Raw genomic sequence first — 19186 nt, forward strand, 5'->3', positions numbered from 1 at the left:
TTACCTAATTCGAAATAGCGTTTGGTAACTGCTTTAAATGTGTAACTGCCTGATTTGTCGGAAGCCCATTCGTCGATGGCTTTGGCTAGTTCAGGACTGCTTTTCCGTACAGCCCAGGCTGAACGTTGCAAAAAGCTTATTTCCAGACCAACATTGATATTCCAATAATATGTCTTGTTCAAACGGGCTGTTTTATCGTCACTTACTGTGTAAGGTATTTCTCCTTTAGATACCATTTCTATAAGGTCTTCTGTGGTAACGGTATCTTTTTCAATGTCTTTTATATGTAATCCGCCTCCCAATTCCAAGTCCAGGTTTTTAAGACGTTCAGAGTATTTTGTGTTTGGCTTAACGTATATGTCTTTTCCAATCAGCTCCGTAACATCAGTAAGAATCGTATCGCCTTTGTTGGCTCGCTGCACAAGAACTTGGCATGATTGTTCTTCACGTCCGCAAAAAAGGACTTCTTGTTTTAATTTATTAGTTATCTGGATAGGGTAAGCTACCACATCTGCTTCGCCGGCTTCAAGCATTTCTATCAGGCGGGTGGCATTTTTGGCAACTTTTATGTTTAGCCTCAAGCCTTGTGAAGTAGCGAAGTCTTTGATAAGGTCATATTCGTAGCCCATTGGCTGCATCTTATATTGGAAATAAGATGTGGAGCTGTATAAGGTAACGGCAGTGATTTCGCCTTGCTCTTTAATTTGGGGCAGGTCCGCAGAAGTTACCACGTTCTCTTCTTTCTCTCGTTTGTTACTGTAGCAGCTGCACAAGAGAAACATAAAGAGTAAGAAGGGAACGCATTTCTTATACATTATTATATATAGGATTATATATAGGTTTATTTCTTCTCCAGCAAAACCACATTCTCCACATGATGAGTGTGGGGGAACATATCTACGGGCTGAACCTTCTTGACGTTGTATTTTACACTGAGCAGGCTCAAGTCGCGTGCTTGTGTAGCCGGATTACAGCTTACGTAGACGATACGCTCCGGTTCGGCAAATAAGATGGTGTTGATTACATCATCATGCATACCGGCACGAGGCGGGTCTGTAATAATAACATCCGGACGTCCGTGTTGGTTTATAAAGTCTTGCGTAAGGATATTCTTCATATCTCCGGCATAAAACAACGTATTTTCTATCTTGTTCAGAGCCGAGTTTACTTTTGCATCTTCAATAGCTTCCGGTACATATTCTATGCCGATAACCTTTTTAGCCTGGCGGGATACGAAATTGGCAATAGTACCGGTTCCGGTGTAAAGGTCGTATACCATTTCATTACCGGTAAGTCCGGCAAACTCACGAGCTACTTTGTACAGGTTGTAGGCTTGCTCACTGTTGGTCTGATAAAATGATTTGGGGCCTACTTTAAACTGCAGACCTTCCATTTCTTCAATGATGTGGTCTTTACCACGGAATACCAATATTTCCTGGTCGGTAATTGTGTCGTTGCACTTTTCGTTGATTACATACATTAACGAGGTTATCTCCGGGAATTGTTCGGCAATGTGAGACAGTAAAGCTTCACGCCGCTCTACATCTTCGTGGAAAAAGCACAATACAACCATTAAATCTCCGGTAGAAGCTGTGCGGATCATCAGTGTGCGGACAAAACCTTCCTGGTTGCGAAGGTCGAAAAACGGATATCCTTCGTGAGAAAAGCAATAATCTTTAATGCAAAGACGGATACGATTGGAAATATCGTCCTGTAACCAGCATTTATGAATGTCCAGTACTTTGTCGAACATGCCCGGAATGTGGAAGCCTACGCCATTCATATTCTCGAATGTAGCTCCGGATTTTACTTCTTCTTCGGTAAGCCATTTTTTATAGGAAAAGGTAAATTCCAGTTTGTTGCGATAGAAAGTAGTATGCTCTGAACCAAGGATGGGTAGAATTTCTTCCATCTCTATTTTCCCGATGCGGGTTAGGTTGTCTATAACTTGTTTGTGTTTATATTTTAATTGTTCTTCGTAAGGAAGATGTTGCCATTTGCAACCTCCACATACACCGAAGTGTTCACAAAACGGTTCGGTACGATTGGGTGAGTATTCGTGGAAATAGATTGCTTTGCCTTCTGCATAACTGTGTTTTTTGCGGGTAAGCTGAATGTCAACAACGTCTCCCGGAGCAACAAAAGGAACAAATACTACCATTTCATTCACTTTTGCAATAGCCTTTCCTTCTGCGGCTACATCCGTAATTGTTACCTTTTCCAGCAAAGGTAACTGCTTCTTATTTCTTGCCAATCTAGTTGAGTTTAAAATTTTCGCCACGCAAATGTACGTATTTACCTGATACGAATAATAAATAATGGTTATAAAACATGTAAAAATATTTAATTCATAGTATAGCATCTACTTGTAAATAGCATATATTTGCAACATTGCAATGTTGAGATAGCAAAACTAGAATCTAAAATAATACTGTCTGATATGGAAAGAAAAAGAGTTTACACATTCGGAAATGGAAAAGCCGAAGGAAAAGCGGATATGAGAAATCTGCTGGGTGGCAAAGGTGCAAATCTTGCCGAAATGAATTTGATAGGCGTTCCTGTTCCTCCCGGGTTTACTATCACAACAGAAGTTTGTTCCGAGTACTATGAATTAGGAAAGGAAAAAGTTGTAGAGTTACTGAAGGGTGAAGTAGAAAAAGCGATCGCGAATATTGAAACATTGATGAACTCAAAGTTTGGCGATGTGGCAAACCCGTTATTGGTTTCCGTACGTTCCGGAGCTCGTGCTTCAATGCCCGGTATGATGGATACTATTCTAAATTTGGGTTTGAACGACGAAGTGGTGGAAGGATTAGCCCGCAAAACGAATAACCCTCGTTTTGCCTGGGATTCTTATCGTCGTTTTGTTCAGATGTACGGCGATGTTGTTTTAGGAATGAAACCAACGAACAAAGAAGATATTGACCCGTTTGAAGCTATTATAGAAGAGGTGAAGAAAGCGAAAGGGGTAAAGCTGGACAATGAACTGGAAGTAGAGGACTTAAAAACATTGGTGACGAAATTTAAGGCCGCTGTTAAAGCCCAGACAGGACGAGATTTCCCTGCTTCTTCTTATGAACAGCTTTGGGGTGCTATATGTGCCGTATTTGATAGCTGGATGAATGAGCGCGCTATCCTTTATCGTAAAATGGAAGGTATACCGGCAGAGTGGGGTACAGCTGTCAGTGTTCAAGCTATGGTATTTGGAAATATGGGTGAAACATCGGCTACAGGTGTATGCTTCTCTCGCGATGCGGGTAATGGTGAAGATTTATTCAATGGTGAATATCTGATCAACGCGCAAGGTGAAGATGTGGTTGCCGGTATTCGTACTCCGCAGCAGATTACTAAGATAGGTTCACAGCGTTGGGCGGAACGTGCCGGTATTTCTGAACAAGAGCGTGTAGCCAAATATCCTTCTATGGAAGAAGCTATGCCCGTAATCTATAAACAATTGGATGAAATCCAGACGAAACTGGAAGAGCATTATCGTGATATGCAAGATATGGAGTTTACTGTTCAAGAAGGTAAGCTTTGGTTCTTACAGACTCGTAACGGTAAACGTACCGGTGCTGCTATGGTTAAGATTGCTATGGATTTGTTGCATCAAGGTATGATTGATGAAAAGACTGCTCTTTTGCGTATAGAACCGAATAAACTGGATGAATTACTTCACCCTGTATTTGATAAGAAAGCAGAGAAACAGGCAAAAATCTGGGTAAAAGGTCTTCCTGCGTCTCCCGGAGCTGCTACCGGACAAATTGTATTCTTTGCCGATGATGCAGCCAAATGGCATGCTGATGGAAAGAAGATTGTGATGGTTCGTATTGAAACTTCACCGGAGGATTTGGCCGGTATGGCTGTTGCCGAAGGTATTCTTACTGCTCGTGGCGGTATGACTTCACATGCAGCTGTTGTTGCCCGTGGTATGGGTAAGTGCTGTGTGTCAGGTGCAGGTGCTTTAAATATCGATTATAAAAATAAAACGGTGGATGTAGATGGCGTTACTTTAAAAGAAGGTGACTATATTTCTATTAATGGTACTACCGGTGAAGTTTACCTGGGTGAAGTTGAAACAAAAGCCGCCGAATTATCCGGTGACTTTGCTGAATTGATGTCTCTTGCCGATAAATATACCCGTTTACAGGTTCGTACAAATGCGGATACTCCGCATGATGCAAGTATTGCCCGTGGCTTTGGAGCTGTAGGTATCGGTCTTTGCCGTACGGAACATATGTTCTTTGAAGGTGAAAAAATTAAAGCAATGCGTGAAATGATTCTTTCCGAAAATGCGGAAGGACGTAAAAAAGCGTTGGCTAAAATTCTTCCGTATCAGAAGGAGGACTTCAAAGGTATATTTAAAGCCACGGCAGGATGTCCGGTAACTGTCCGTTTACTTGATCCTCCTTTACACGAGTTTGTCCCTCATGATTTGAAAGGCCAGGAAGAGATGGCTCAAACAATGGGTGTATCTATTAAGTATATCCAGCAACGCGTGGAAGCCCTTTGCGAACATAATCCAATGTTGGGACATCGCGGTTGTCGTTTGGGCAATACATATCCTGAAATAACTGAAATGCAGACGCGGGCTATTTTGGGTGCGGCTTTAGAATTGAAGAAAGAAGGTATTGAGGCCAAACCTGAGATTATGGTACCTCTGACCGGTATCGTTTATGAATTCAAGGAACAGGAAAACGTTATTCGCCGGACTGCCGCAGAGCTGTTTAAAGAGATGGGCGACAGTATTGACTTTAAAGTTGGTACTATGATTGAGATTCCTCGGGCAGCATTAACTGCAGATCGTATAGCTTCATCCGCCGAGTTCTTCTCTTTTGGTACGAATGACTTAACGCAGATGACTTTCGGTTATTCTCGTGATGATATCGCTTCTTTCTTGCCGGTGTATCTTGAAAAGAAGATTTTGAAAGTGGACCCGTTCCAGGTTCTGGATCAAAAAGGTGTAGGTCAATTAGTTCGTATGGCCACGGAAAAAGGACGCGCCGTTCGTCCGGATCTGAAATGTGGTATCTGTGGTGAACATGGAGGCGAACCTTCTTCTGTTAAGTTCTGCCACAGAGTAGGATTGAATTATGTATCATGTTCTCCATTCAGAGTGCCAATAGCCCGGGTTGCAGCGGCGCAGGCAGCGTTGGAGGATTGAAAAAATGAAATTGTAGATTTCTAATAGTCAATATATTAGGCTGATAACTGGATTTTGTACTGGTTGTCAGCCTTTTATTTTGTATGTGCTTTGAGCAAAAAATGAGCCGAATAATAATAAATGTTTACACTATGTTGTGTATATTTGTGTCATAGTGTTTATACCATGTTTACACCTTGTAAAATATTGATCTATGGCTACTTTCAAAATTTGTGTAAGGAAACAGAGAAATGATGGATTTTACCCTGTCTATATTCGGATAATACATAGAAGGCAAACAGCATTTATGAAAACGGATAAGATGGTTGATAAAAAAGGATTGAACCGTTCTGGTGATATTAAGGATACTATCATACTATCATATTGTTCTGATCGAATTAATAATTATATAGAACGATTGAACAAAGAAGATATATCCGAATGGACAATTAAAGATGTTGTGAGCTTTCTTGAAAAGGGGGATACAGATGTTTGTTTTTCGGATTATGCAAGAAAGTATAAGTTAGAAATGGCCAAGAGAGGGCAAGAAAGGAATGCGAGAAATTATGAGTTGTCATATCAGCATTTAGAGAGGTTTGCCGGTACGAACAAATTAATGTTTTCCCGGTTTACGACTAAATTTATGAATGATTGGTTTGCATCTTTATCAAATACTGCCAGGGCAAAGGAGATGTATCCGGTATGTATTCGTCAGATATTTAAGGCCGCTATCAATGAATTTAATGACTATGACCGTGGTGTTATCCGAATAAAAACAAATCCTTGGCCTAAAGTAAAGATTCCAATTTCGGACAAACCGGATCACAAAGCTATATCGGCAGAGGAAATAAAGAGATTTTTTGAATTGCCTTTGCCTCCAACAAAGATGATAAGTTCTGTACCTGAAATCGCTCGCGATGTGGCGATGATGGTAATGTGTTTAGCCGGCATTAACACAGTTGATCTTTATCATCTAAAAAAGTCGAATTATAGCAATGGCATACTAAGCTATAATCGACGAAAAACCGCCAAATTTCGTGCAGATAAAGCCTATTTAGAAATTCGAGTTCCAGATATATTAAAGGAACTATTTGAAAAATACAAGGCAGACAACGAAGATGAATATTTGTTTAACTTTCATGAACGTTATTCTTCAGAAGATGCAATTAATTCGAATGTGAATGGAGGTTTGAGAAAAATATGCTCTTTCAATGAGCTGCCAGAATCTTATTGTGTTTATACTTTCCGTCATAGCTGGGGGACAATTGCAAGAAATGACATAAAGGCATCTATGTATGATGTGGCATTCTCCATGAACCATTCGAGTGCTCATAAAGTAACAGAGACCTACGTTAAACCTGATTATTCAATTGTTTCAGATCTTAATCAGAAAGTAATAGATTATATATTCTTTGGGAAACGTACCGAAAACAATAATGTGGATAATGACCAAGAGAATGCATCTCATTTCAAAATATCATTTAAGAATATGGTTATGGGAACTGTTTTCTTTAATGAGAAAAAGGTTTATTCATTCAAGGATCTTGGATACAACAATATTGATGATGTTATAACAGAATTAGCCAAACATCTCCCAGAAGATATGCCAGTAGGTTGTAAGGTTATATTTCGAGTAGATAACTTGGATAAGGGGGATTTTAGAATTTATGAAAGACAGAAAGGAAAAGGATTTTAGTATTGCCCAAAAATAAACATTGGTTATAGCATAAGGCGGTAAATTCAAAACTTACCGCCTTTTTATGTCCGGGCGGTTCTTGTTAAGGCAATTTTTAGCTTTTCCTGTTAAACAGTCTTTCCACCAAAGCAGATATTGCCTCTTTATTTTCTTTATCACTCTCTGTATCTCTGGCAGGAGGTATAACATATTTAAGCAAGGATGTAAAAGCCGAAACCTTATCTTTTGGTTCTAAGTTGTCAAAAGCATCCATAACATCACCTAATTTGTTTTCGACAAATCCCGTGATAATCTCTTTCATCTGTACGGTGGTTTTATTCTTTGTTCCTTTTGGTTTCCCCGATGGATTACCTGTTTTGCCTTTTGGTTGTCCCATGATTGATAATATCAATTAGTTTCAAAAATTATAATTTACAACATTATAAGCAAAAGTATATCTACTTTCTTCATAATCATAACTGTAAATTATAAAAGCATGATTGGAGCAGCAATAACAGGCGGTCTTGGTCTTCTGGGTGGATTATTTGGAGGAATAAAGGCTGCAAAACAAAGAAAAAAGGCTCAAAAAGCACTTAATGAGGAAAGAGAGTATAATGATAGTCTTTTTAATAAAGAGTATTATAGTGATCCACTTCAAAGATCGGATAATGCCGCTCTATTAAGGAATCTTAGAGAAGGGTTAAAAGATAGAACTAAAAGTTCTGCTTCTACTGCAGCTATTACTGGCGCAACCCCAGAAGCTATGGTTGCAGAAAAGGAGGTAGCAAATAAATCCATCACCGATACTGTGAGTAATATTTCAGCCATGAATACACAGTATAAGGATAATGTTATGAACCGTTATCTTAACCAACGTCAGAATTTGTATAATCAGCAACAACAGATAAATGGTCAAAATACCGAGAGTTGGACGAATTATATGCAAAATGGGCTTAGTACCGCATTAAACAGTGCGGGATCTATAGGACAATCGATGCTAAATACCCCTGGTTCTACGCCACTTCAAGCACCTGTTAATACCGGTGTAACTGTCCCAAAGATTAATTATCCTACAAAATTCGGTGAGTAATATGATGTTAACGGACTATCTAAAAGACGAGCTTCCGTCATCGTCAACTGTGCTTGACGAGGTAGACAAAAAGCAGGATACTATCAATAGCAACAAGGATGCTGTTGTTAAAGATGAAGCGCAATCCGCATCAACTGTCACCAATTCTTCTCCGGTTTCGGCTTCTACTCCTGTACAAACATATGCTTCGTCAAGGCCGGATTGGATGAGCGAAGATGATTGGAGGGCGGCAACTCAATACTATTCCCCAGAAAGGATCAATCAATTGTATAAAAATTTTGACCCAAATTCAGTAGAACCATTTTATCAGACATTGTACAAGTCAACTCGTCGCTTTCCGCAGTTACCGGAAGAAAAACGTGTTAGGGCTGCTAACAATATCGCATCCGCGGCTGATGGTTTAAAGCTGATTATTCAAGGTATAGCCGGGGCTAAAGGGGCATACATACCAAAAGACGATTCATCAGCACAGAAGGATAATGATGCTTATATTCAGCGTCTTCGTGATATTTATAAAGTAGACCGGGATAGATATGATACAGGCCTTTACAATAGTGTGTTGGCAGATATAGAGGCAGCAAGACAAGGGTATACTCGTGATCGTTCGGGATTGCTTGGTGTGATTGAAAATGCGAAAAGGATTAAAAATGCAAAAGACATATCCGCCGATCGCTTGAAATATCTGACAGAAAAAGATGATAAGGATCGTATAATGAAAGAGAAGGAGATGGCGGCTGATGATGCATACAAGGCAGAAAGACTGAATATAGACCGTCAAAATGCTGATGCTAATGTTCAGCGTGCAACTAAATCTTCTGTAGGAAAGGATAATCAAACAGAACCATACTATGACCCGAATACAGGGACAACATATCAGCTAAAAAAGAACGTGTTTAAAACGATTTACCCTCGCATTTTTAAAGAGATGGAAAATGATGTCTTTAAAGGTGATCCGAGTGAGAAGAGAAAGTATAAAGACCTTAGTCCTTCGGAAAGGATGAACTACGTCCTGGCGCATTGGCCGGATAGCCCTTCTGCCGTTCGCCTGATGAAAGAATTGGCTATTTCTGTGGATGAAGGAGATAAAAAGAATGAAAATCAGGTGTCTAAAAAAATAGGTTGGTAATGGAAGATAATGCTAAAAAATTATATGAAACTCTATCTTTAAACGGCTATGAAGATATTGGAAATTATAAAGATTTTGAAGGTAAGCTGAAAGATTCTGGTAAACGAGAAATTCTGTATGGTAAGCTAAAAGAAGATGGGTTTGAAGATATAGGATCTCTGTCTGATTTCAATGCCAAGCTTGGATATCCTGATATTGACATGGCCGATCAAGGAAGTGGAAAGGGATTCTGGGACACTTATCTTGGGGATGCAATTGAAAAACTGAATGCAGGTGGTGCTCAATTAGGGGCAGGATTATTTGGAGCATTGGATAAGGCAACAATCGGTCTTGAAAAGCTAGGGTTAGGTACGAGAGGTGGAGTTTTTAAAGAAGCTTCCGATTATTTTAAGGATGTAGGAGAAACATCAAGAATTAATTCTGTTAGGAATGATGGAAAGTCTTATTCTGAACTATGGAAAGAAGGAGATTATACCGGTGCGATTGGTGACATTGCTTTACAGGGTATAGAATCATTACCTGTGTCTATTTCTGCCGCAGCCGCTACAATTGCAGGGGCTCCTGTTGCAGGACTGGCTGGGATTGGTGCTATAACTGCGAGTGATAAATATGATCAGTTAGATGCAGAGAATCCTAATATGGGCGAGTTCGCAAAAGCTTCTAACGCCATTATTACTGGAACTGCAGAAGGTTTGTCTGAAATGTTAGGTGCAGGTGTCTCGAAGGCATGGATGAAAACACTCTATAAATCTTTAGGTAGAGATAAAGCTGAACAGGCTGTAAAGAAGGGGCTCATGGGCCAATTGCAAAGGCATTATAAAGAGTTTGGCATGTTCTATGAACCCGTCGAAGAAGGTATTGAAGAAGTTGCTTCACAGTTGGCCGAGAACATTACAGATAAGGTTACAGGTGCCGATCCGAATAGAGACATTACGGATGGATTGAAAGACTCATTCGTGTACGGAATGGGGGGAGGTGCGTATTTCTCTGCTGCAGGTGCTCCTGGTTTTGCTAAAAGACAGTATGATAAGATAAAGACACGTAGAGACTACAATAACGCCAAAGAAGTGTTTTATTCAGAGTTTAAAGGTGACAATAAGATGCTTGGTATTGGAAATGAACTTGAAGCGGCTACACCGGAAGAGAAGTCGGCATTTTTGGAAGCCTTAGAGTCGAGCAATCAATTCTCTCAAGAGCAAAAAGACGCATTGTTCAATCTCGTTCAGTCTGATATTGCATATAAATCCCTTCGTACGCCTGAGGCGATCAATGAAGAAAAGAATGAACGTCGAGAGCTTTCCATCCAAACAGAGATGATGAATTATGATAATGCGAATGCTCCTTATATTGCCGAGAATGGCATGATCCAGCAAGTTTTCATAAATGGAGACATGGAGCATCCTGTTTGCATAGTAAAAGGAGATGTGGTTACCGATTCAAATTCTGATGGAGAAATGATCATGGACTCCGGCAAAAGTTCGGAGTCCATGTATTATTTAGACCCTAATGGAGAAATGCAGATTATTTCCCCTAAGCAGATATCAGGTGTGGCGAATATCGTCAGTGCTGTTGACCAAAGAGCGCAGTATGAAGCAAATCTTCGCGCCCAGCTTGATTTGCAGGATCAAATCAGAGAACAGCAAAGGAAACAAGAAGAGGAACAGGAGATTGTTAACGGTGATGATGTAACTTATATGGATCCTGATACCGGTAAACAAGCCAAAGGGAAGGTTGTTGATATAATGCCGGAATCTGAATACATGTCTATAGATACAGGAGATGGCACTCTTTCAACGGTCCCAAAAAATGCCGTGGTTAAATCAGCTATCCAAACTATCCCTGTTGATAGGATTGAGAATGGTGAAAATATTGATAAAACGTCAGAAAATATAGGGCGAAATGAGGGTTTCTCAGCGGGCGGAGACAACAATATGTCACAATCCGCCCAAAACACAGATATCCAGCAACCGGTATTCCCGATGAAAGGGAATGAAATAGACTACAAGTCTATATCCGACCCTAATATGTATGCGGATGCCCTCGTTTCTGAGTTCGGTAAAGAAGCTGGTGCAACGATCGATGATATAATTACGTCCAAACAAAAAGAGCTGGCGAAGGCCTCCAAGAACGGCGATGCCATCAAGCGCAGGCGGCTTGAAAAGAGATTGAATGCGGAACTATCCATGCTTGTAGGAGTAAAAGATATAATAAGCCCTAAGCAGCAAATAGAACAAATCGAACCGAAGATGCAGCCTGACCTTTCAGAAACTCAACCTGCATCCGAACCAACTGCAATAGATCCAGCCGAACAAGGTTTAGTTATCCCTGTAAACGAAAACGGGGATCCGTTATACCATAAAGCAGATATCAATGACACTTTAGATGAACTGCTGGACGGCTCTATGACAATTGACGAGGTAGACCAGTTTGTCGATGCTAATTTGTCCGATGTTGAGAAACGGCTTGCAGCAACAGATAAGCATGCGCCAAAGGTTGGCAAGGATAGACGCAAGTTTATCGCCGACAAGCAAGCATGGGAGGTCAAACGCGTTGAACTACAGCAAGAATTTGGCTATTGGAGTGAAGTTAAAGAAAAGCTACAGGACGCAAGGATTAAGCCGGGAGAAGAAGCCGCCATCAATTTAATGCGCAATACCGCTCCCCAGAACGGAGAAGAGCTGGCAGCACAAATGCTGGCTAACGGTTCTCTTAAATTGTCGCAGGAGAGTTATAAGAAAGAACTTGGTGTTGGCATGGGTGAGGCTCGATCCATGTTCGGCTTGTTTGCCGGAAAAGACAAAGGCGGTGTGTCGATTGAGCGTGCCGGGGAGATGCTTATGTTGGCGGATCTTGAAAACGGGACGAATTTCTTTGACCAGAATGACCCTAATGCAGGACGCAATGCGATCATAGAAGTGCTTTCTTCCTCCCGTACGCGAGGAGACTTGATCGATTATATCAAAAACAACCGCAAGGCGAAAGCGGAACAGGAACAACAGACTGAATACAATGAGTATGCGGCATGGTGCGAAGAAAACTATCATCTGTCCCCAGAAGATTATGAAGCATATGAAGAAAGTATTGTCCGTGATTTTGCAGAAAAACAACTCACAGTAGAGGAAAGACAAGAGTTGGATTCGCAAATTGCCGACGAAATTCAGGCAATAAGAGAAGAACAAGATGAAATAGATGCTATCTTAGCACAAAATAAATCGAACAATAATGAAGACATTGAAGGAAATGACGAAAGCGGAGGCGATGGCTTACGCGAAGGAGGCAGCGAGATACTGCAAGGAGAACAACTTGATCCGTCCGGGCGAAGTGGAGAAATTGAAGCAGGAGAACCGGCTGGCTCCGGTATTGATCGCGCGGATGGAGTTGCACAAGAAAGCGCAGTTGAAAAATCCAAGTTAATAGAAGGAGAAGAATTTTCTGATGATGCTAATACTAGTTCTATTCAAGAGGCTATATTAGAGGCGGAGCAACAAGTTGATACTAACCCAACAAATGCTCAGAAAGAGGCTGGGAACTATAAAAAGGGGCATGTAAAGATTGATGGTTTTGATATAACCATAGAACAACCGGTCGGCTCTGTTCGTTCTGGTAAGGATGCAGATGGTAAGGAATGGAGTGTGATCATGAATAATACCTATGGCTATATTCGTGGCACCGAAGGTGTTGATGGTGATCATATTGATATATTTCTTTCTGATTCTCCTGCTTCTGGTAACATATATGTAGTAGATCAAGTAAATGCAGATGGGTCTTTTGATGAACACAAAGTCATGTATGGCTTTAACTCAACAGAAGACGCAAAAGCCGCTTATCTTTCAAATTATTCTCCTGGATGGAAAGGGCTTGGAATTATTAGCGAGGTTAGCAAAGAAGAGTTCAAGAAGTGGGTGGATTCATCGCGCAGAAAGACGAAGCCGTTCTCAGAGTATAAGAGCGTAGAGGTTGAGGGGGCACAGAATGAAGCAGTCACAGAGGAAAACGCACATTTGCTTCCCGGCAAATTGAAAGATGCTTATGCCTCCGGGAACGTCGAATCCATAGCGAATGCGGAGAAGGTATTGCGGGACTATGTCGCCAAGCAAGGCGACCTGAAACTGGTAGTCAGAACTTATTTCAGAAGCATGGACAATGCGCGTAGATTGTCCGACAAAGATTCGCCGGAAGACAAAATGAACCGTTTCGTTACCCAATGCTGTAAGGAATCTTTGAAGGACAAGGGCATTCCTGCCGCCGTGTTGTACAACCAAGGGGCAAGGAGAAAGTTGGCCGGAGAGACGACTGACCCGCATGTGCTGGATATCATGTCGGTAGACCCGTCGGTGGAAGTGCTCAGTGCTGTCATCCGAAATCCGAACACGGGAGAATCCACCTTAAGATACTTCACGAAGGCTTTCTCGAACAACGGGCTGGAGTATGAGGCGCAACAGGAACTTGACAGACGTCAATCTGATAATAAAGATAATTTGCGTTTCCGTGAGAAAAAGGACGAAACATCATCTTTTTCTGAAAAGCATGATCTTAATGAAAATGATGTTCGTTCATATGCTGACGCAATGCGTCGTGGTAATTTAGGTCATGCATCATACGCGTTTAAAAATATACAAAGAACTGTTAGGCTTGCCAATGATAATCTATCCTTGGGGCAGTTTGTAAAATTGTTTTCCCCTATAAAATCGGAGCTGTATGAACGGTTCGGAGATGTAGATGTTTTGCGTAAGGAACATATTCAACAAAGCCTTGATGCCCATAACGCAATGGAAGCTGCCCGCAAACGAGCAGAGGAAGAAATCGAAACAGAAAGAAAACGTCTGGAGGAATTCGAACTGATGTCCGATGAATTGTTAGATGCGGCCTATTTTGAAGCGGTTGATGCAAATAACGAAAGTCGTATGCAAGACATCGTTAATGAAGCTGCCAGAAGAAAGGGCTATTTATCAACCGATGAGTTTAGAATGGCTCATCGTGCGCCTTCTTATGATGAAGAAGGAATCGATAAAAGCATGGTGGATGTCGCAAATAACAAAGATTTGATACGTGACAGTCTCAATGAACAATTCCGGATGAACCGTGATACAAATAGGGATGAAAGCGCGGAAGCTATTAGTAATGCGTTGAATGCCATCAATAAGGGTGAAAAACCGATAGTCACAATTTATCGAGCAGTTCCGAAGTCATTAAAAGAAGGGAAAGTAAGAAATGGAGATTGGGTTTCCTTATCCGAGTCGTATGCTAAACAGCACGGCCATTATGCACTTGATGGAAATTACAAGATCATGAAAGAAGAAGTTCCTGCGGAGAATCTTTATTGGGACGGTAACGACATCAACGAATGGGGATATGATGATAAGAGCGATTACAGGTATAAGAATACGAAGAACAACCGAAAACTGAACGATCTGATAACCCGTGATGATAAAGGTGGTATTATCCCGCCTTCCAAGCGTTTTAATTCTAGAAGGACTGATCCTCGTTTTCATTTCATAGGAGAGAAAGGAGCGGCAGGTATAGATGAAGTAAACCAGAAGTTTAACGAGGAGTTACAACGTTATCAACATGGTGAGATGGGCAATAACGAAATGTTTCATTTGGGTACACCCCAAGGAGCTATGCTTTCGTTTATTCCTAAACTGCCTATTGTTATGAGACAAAAAGCAGTAAGAAAAGGCATTGAAAAAAAACATAACGTTGATATTAATACGTTGTTGGATATGCCTTCAAAGATATCATCTCCAATATTTGTTTTTCAGCGCAGTGACAATACGATAGGGGTATTAACAGAAATGAAAGACCGTGACGGTAAAAATGTATGTGTCGCTATTGAAATGAGCAAGTCTATTCAAGACGGGGGAAAAGTATTGGAAGTTAATGATGTACGCTCGTTCCATGGTCGTGAAATACAAAATATCATATCTCCTATTATAAATAACGGAACATTGCGATGGGTGGATAAAGAAAAAGCTCTTGATTGGTTCTCCTCAGCGTCACAACCGGTTCAGCAGGAAATAACCAATGAAGAGCTTTCATCTGCCACAAAGATAGTAGAATCTTTCGTAAATCCAACGGTTGAAGAGGGGAAAATTACTTCGGCCGTAGATGAATTGACAGACAACTTGAATACTCCTGTGCAAATCATTCGAAATGTAGATGAGATTACAGATAATGACTCTGTACAACAAAATAAAAAACGAGGCTCCAGGGGTTGGTATGATCCTGTAACTGGTAAAGTGTATTTAGTGTTGCCAAATGCAGAAAGTGTCGCGGATGCACAGGCTACAGTTTTGCATGAAGTTGTAGCGCATAAGGGGCTTCGTGGTTTACTTGGTGATTCCTTTAGCTCGACAATGGAGACGGTATTTGATTCTTTGCCACAGGAAACGCAAGAATCTTTAATGGATGAATACGGCGACAGGCAGATAGCTGCCGAAGAGTACTGTGCTCACATGGCTGAAACGATGTCTGATCCAGGTATTATACAAAAAATCTGTTCCATAATCAAAGATGCATTCCGTAGTATGGGCGTAGATCTTAAAATGTCCGATGGCGATATAATGTATATGCTTTGGAAAAGCAAGAATCGCCTGAAAGAAAGCGATACGGCGTTTGATGTGATGAAAAAAACAAAAACAGACAATGCCGTGCGTGATAACATCAAAGAATATGATACGTTATTTAGGAGCAAGAAGCCTTTTGATGAGTTGCGTATGTCTCCAGAAAAAAAAGCCGAGCTAAAGGGAAATATCCAATCTCGAATCGAACTGCTCCATGAGGCTTATGTTGACCGGATGATAGCTGTAAAAAAGCTACAAGATATATTTGAGAAAAAAACAGGGAAGCCGATTCCTGACTATATGAATGTGTATCTGTATGAAAACACATTGTCTCCCCGTAACACGTACGAACAGGAACAGTTCAAAGCAAAGTTGGCGGATCCAATGGTTGAAGCTGTTGAGCGATTAACTAAAAAAGGAATAACGCAACGGGATATTGAGAATTACGTTATGGCTAAACATGGGTTAGAACGTAATGAAAAGATGCGGTATGATGAATTAGCAGATGCTTCGGACTGTTTAAAAGAGTATCCTTTCGTGGCTAACTTGCGTATAGCACTCCGAATAGAGCAAGCTTTTATCTGCTTGTTCTTTATCGCGGTGGGAACGCCAATCTTTAAAGCAAGGAGCGTTCCCTGCACATCGGTCTTTGTTTTTAGTGCAACCGAACTAATTTTCTTTGTTGTTGTTGTTTCCATTTTTTTTAACTACTTTTGAAAATCTGTTCAATATGTGCCCCATGATTGGGGTTTGTGATTGATTACGGAGGCAAATGTACAGTGCGCAACTGTATATTCAAAATATATATACAGTAAAATACTGTAATATAACTTTAATTAACGATTCATATGATTGACGGTATACACAAGAAAGCAGAAGAAATTATCTTGAATGCCTATGAGACAGGAGGGATTGTGATTCTTAGAGATGAAGCAATGAATAATAATGCATTGCAAAATATATTACAGTTGTACATGATTAAAAATGACAACTTTAGCGAATTTAAACTTAATGCAAAAGGTTGGGGATTCGCGGCGTCAGGCTGTTGGACAGGAGAGGAGGAACGACAAAGACAAAAAGAAGTAGAGCTCAATCAACTCGCTTATTTAACTGAGCTCCAGAAGACGAATTTGGAGCTTCAAAAAACGAATTTTGAATTATCGAATAAAGATTATGCTTGGAAGCTACGAACAAACAGGATCTCATTTAGTATGTCACTTGTAGCCATTATAATCTCGTTTATAACCCTTTTATTATCAATATTACGCTGATTCCTGCAATTATCGTAAGATTAAATACAATGAATGAGAAGATTGAATATTTGAAGATTTTCTTTTTGTCGTTAGACGTGCAGCACTTCGATAACAGTTTTGCGATGAGGATTGCTGGAAGAATAACCAATAAGACAATGCCCCAAGCTAAAATGAGAGCTAATAGAATATTTACAGCCATGATGTTTTTGAATTTAATAAATTTAGATTACAAATATACAGTAAATAACTGAATCATGAATAGCGATATTGTTTTAAAAACGATTTACGAAGAGAATAACACTAATGCTCCGGAGTTGGCAAAAGCTATGGGAATTGGTCGGGCCCAACCTTTATATGACATAGAAAAAGGAAAGGTTAAACATCTTTCGTTTGATTATGCAGAAAAGATTGAAGCTGTCTATCCTCAGTACTTTTTGCCTTGGCTTGTTACGGGGATGGGAACTAAGTATAAACAATCCTCTGAAATAGTTTCAGAGGATAACTTAAATCTAAATATAAGTATGAATGAAAAAGACAAAATGATCAGTATCCTATTGGAGAAGATTGAAAAGCTAGAGAGTGAGAACGCGGAACTATGTCGCAAGTTAGGTGTCGAGGAAAGCGCGGGCGCGTAGCCTTTCTTTTCCCGGAATGTAAAGATAAAAAGAAAGAGCAATCCTGAATATGCTTTAGGGCATAGGGAGGGTGGGAATTTGATAATAAAAAATAAACATTAATATAATATGATTGGACTATATTTTGTAATTGCGGTAGTAGTTTTGTTCTTTATCTATAATTTTATAAAAAGTCTGTCAGATCCAGATGTTAAGGAAGCTTCTGATTTAAGGATGAGCATAAATCATTACCGAATATATAAAAAAATATTTGATGAACAGATGGAATGCCATAAAAATGGAATAACACCTCCTAATAGAACAAATGAGATACCCAATATGAATGAATGGAGAAGGTATGGAGAACACCAGCTACAAAAACAAAGAAAAGAAATGTATGATTCTATGAATAAATTGCAAGACAGATAAGAGAATTACTGAGATTGGGAATGAAATATAACTTAAATTTGATATTATGAATTTCATAACTGTTGACGCCAAAACTCGAAATGTTTGGCTATTGGTCTTATTTGTTTTTGTATTGCGGTTTGTATTTATTATAAATAGAGACAATTCTTCATTAGCTATAGGAGCATACGGGTTATATTTGGTTGAATCTTTGGGATATTTATTAGGAAGTTTGATTATTTCATTTATTGCCTCTTTGATTTTTAGACTTGTTACAGGGAAGTTTTTTAAGAGTAGAACTATAGCATACGCTGCATTGGCTATTTTTGTATTAGCATTTATCGGGGAATTATGATTAGATTTAATACGATAATTTTACTATTAGCGATTTCTTGCAATTATTGTTTCACTCAAAACGTATCACGCGAGATTGTAACAAACAAGCAAGTGGAACTCGCCTTTAATGCCTACTCGTTTCTTATAGGGCAACAGTATATAATCGATAAAGCCATAAAGCAATCTCCATCTTTAAAGAGCAGGATTAGTGTAGCTGAAAATAGGGTTAATTCGAAATTTGGAAATTGTAAAAAAAATATATACGATTTTGTTACAAATAGTGCGCCAAATTATAAGGATCTAATCAATTCATTACCGAATAAGGTATATGGCATTAACGTTGATCATGTCGATGTTTCGGCTCTAATAGATGATCTTGATAATAGGTCTAACTTCCAAATAAAAGAGCCTATTTTGTCAACGTTGTCTTATTTTCAGTTTAATGGTAACTATATGAGGGAATTTCGCAACGGCTATACATATAAATACAGCACTAAGGGAAATGAAAAAGCGAAACGCCTTGATTTTGTTCTTGATATTCCGTTTAGCTGGAAACAGAGAGAAAGTGATAGACATAATGTTGTTCAGAAATTTGTCCCTGAATTTGATGAGCATAGTTTGGTGGCGGTTTTGATGGTTCAAGAGGCTGGAGTTATAATGGATCTATCTGCATCGCTAATAAACGAGAGCTATATGAATAAGGTATTCGGTATGAACGGTGTGATATTGGATAAATATGATATAACTATTGATGGATGCAAAGGCTGTTGTTTAAAGATTAATACAGAGAACAAAAGGCTTCAATACAATATCAGAACGTCCTCTGTGATTTACATGTTTCAGTATGGTGGTAAAATTGGCTACTTTCAAGTGGGAGTATCAACGCTAAAAGATCAACATGTTAATATTGATAAGTATATTCCTATCTGTGATTTGATTGCAAATTCAATTGTTGTTAATAGAAAATGGGAGAATTAGTCT

At 39.7% G+C, this 19186-nt stretch carries 13 protein-coding genes; 10 read left to right on the forward strand and 3 right to left on the reverse strand.

Annotation, left to right across the window (positions count from 1 at the left end; translation table 11 throughout):
* Positions 1-815: MltF family protein (locus C1721_RS13245; RefSeq protein WP_159063590.1), on the reverse strand; the 815-nt coding region annotated here is incomplete at its 3' end.
* 26 nt (positions 816-841) lie between these two features.
* Entirely contained in the window at positions 842-2254 is a 1413-nt protein-coding gene (rlmD, locus tag C1721_RS13250) for a 23S rRNA (uracil(1939)-C(5))-methyltransferase RlmD (protein WP_102408709.1), read from the reverse strand.
* A 186-nt stretch (positions 2255-2440) separates the two neighbouring features.
* Between rlmD and ppdK the strand changes: the two genes are divergently transcribed.
* Positions 2441-5161, forward strand: coding sequence for a pyruvate, phosphate dikinase (ppdK, locus tag C1721_RS13255; RefSeq protein WP_102408710.1), 2721 nt, complete (start codon positions 2441-2443; stop codon positions 5159-5161).
* A 193-nt stretch (positions 5162-5354) separates the two neighbouring features.
* Positions 5355-6836 carry a tyrosine-type recombinase/integrase gene (locus C1721_RS13260; RefSeq protein WP_102408711.1) on the forward strand — a complete coding sequence of 494 codons (1482 nt, stop codon included), beginning with the start codon at positions 5355-5357 and terminating at the stop codon, positions 6834-6836.
* 94 nt (positions 6837-6930) lie between these two features.
* On the opposite strand, the gene C1721_RS13265 is transcribed toward C1721_RS13260, so the two are convergent.
* The gene (locus tag C1721_RS13265) at positions 6931-7212 is read right to left on the reverse strand and encodes a hypothetical protein (RefSeq protein ID WP_102408712.1); all 282 of its coding nucleotides are present in this window, start codon (positions 7210-7212) and stop codon (positions 6931-6933) included.
* A 99-nt stretch (positions 7213-7311) separates the two neighbouring features.
* Between C1721_RS13265 and C1721_RS13270 the strand changes: the two genes are divergently transcribed.
* From C1721_RS13270 to C1721_RS13310, 8 genes are all read left to right on the forward strand, one after another.
* The gene (locus tag C1721_RS13270) at positions 7312-7905 is read left to right on the forward strand and encodes a virion core protein, T7 gp14 family (protein WP_102408713.1); all 594 of its coding nucleotides are present in this window, start codon (positions 7312-7314) and stop codon (positions 7903-7905) included.
* Between the two features lies 1 nt (position 7906).
* Positions 7907-9031, forward strand: coding sequence for a hypothetical protein (locus C1721_RS13275; protein WP_102408714.1), 1125 nt, complete (start codon positions 7907-7909; stop codon positions 9029-9031).
* Positions 9031-16311 carry a MuF-C-terminal domain-containing protein gene (locus C1721_RS13280; protein WP_102408715.1) on the forward strand — a complete coding sequence of 2427 codons (7281 nt, stop codon included), beginning with the start codon at positions 9031-9033 and terminating at the stop codon, positions 16309-16311. Before C1721_RS13275 ends, C1721_RS13280 begins: the two co-directional genes overlap by 1 nt.
* A gap of 131 nt (positions 16312-16442) precedes the next feature.
* Positions 16443-16865, forward strand: a complete 423-nt coding sequence (locus C1721_RS13285) for a hypothetical protein (protein WP_102408716.1) — start codon at positions 16443-16445, stop codon at positions 16863-16865.
* 236 nt (positions 16866-17101) lie between these two features.
* The gene (locus tag C1721_RS13295) at positions 17102-17482 is read left to right on the forward strand and encodes a helix-turn-helix domain-containing protein (RefSeq protein WP_102408718.1); all 381 of its coding nucleotides are present in this window, start codon (positions 17102-17104) and stop codon (positions 17480-17482) included.
* 108 nt (positions 17483-17590) lie between these two features.
* A complete protein-coding gene (locus C1721_RS13300) occupies positions 17591-17890 on the forward strand; it encodes a hypothetical protein (RefSeq protein ID WP_102408719.1) in 300 nt (99 codons plus the stop codon).
* Positions 17891-17936: 46 nt separating this feature from the next.
* Entirely contained in the window at positions 17937-18224 is a 288-nt protein-coding gene (locus C1721_RS13305; protein WP_102408720.1) for a hypothetical protein, read from the forward strand.
* The gene (locus tag C1721_RS13310; protein ID WP_102408721.1) at positions 18221-19183 is read left to right on the forward strand and encodes a hypothetical protein; all 963 of its coding nucleotides are present in this window, start codon (positions 18221-18223) and stop codon (positions 19181-19183) included. The genes C1721_RS13305 and C1721_RS13310 overlap by 4 nt, the downstream gene beginning before the upstream one ends.
* Positions 19184-19186: the final 3 nt, after the last annotated feature.

This window comes from Parabacteroides bouchesdurhonensis, assembly GCF_900186615.1.
GTDB classification, from domain to species: Bacteria; Bacteroidota; Bacteroidia; order Bacteroidales; family Tannerellaceae; genus Parabacteroides; species Parabacteroides bouchesdurhonensis.

Coding starts and splice junctions, on each gene's coding strand:
- ppdK (WP_102408710.1), top strand. CDS start 2,441: ATGGAAAGAAAAAGAGTTTACACATTCGGAAATGGAAAAGCCGAAGGA.
- C1721_RS13260 (WP_102408711.1), top strand. CDS start 5,355: ATGGCTACTTTCAAAATTTGTGTAAGGAAACAGAGAAATGATGGATTT.
- C1721_RS13265 (WP_102408712.1), bottom strand. CDS start 7,212: ATGGGACAACCAAAAGGCAAAACAGGTAATCCATCGGGGAAACCAAAA.
- C1721_RS13270 (WP_102408713.1), top strand. CDS start 7,312: ATGATTGGAGCAGCAATAACAGGCGGTCTTGGTCTTCTGGGTGGATTA.
- C1721_RS13275 (WP_102408714.1), top strand. CDS start 7,907: ATGATGTTAACGGACTATCTAAAAGACGAGCTTCCGTCATCGTCAACT.
- C1721_RS13280 (WP_102408715.1), top strand. CDS start 9,031: ATGGAAGATAATGCTAAAAAATTATATGAAACTCTATCTTTAAACGGC.
- C1721_RS13285 (WP_102408716.1), top strand. CDS start 16,443: ATGATTGACGGTATACACAAGAAAGCAGAAGAAATTATCTTGAATGCC.
- C1721_RS13295 (WP_102408718.1), top strand. CDS start 17,102: ATGAATAGCGATATTGTTTTAAAAACGATTTACGAAGAGAATAACACT.
- C1721_RS13300 (WP_102408719.1), top strand. CDS start 17,591: ATGATTGGACTATATTTTGTAATTGCGGTAGTAGTTTTGTTCTTTATC.
- C1721_RS13305 (WP_102408720.1), top strand. CDS start 17,937: ATGAATTTCATAACTGTTGACGCCAAAACTCGAAATGTTTGGCTATTG.
- C1721_RS13310 (WP_102408721.1), top strand. CDS start 18,221: ATGATTAGATTTAATACGATAATTTTACTATTAGCGATTTCTTGCAAT.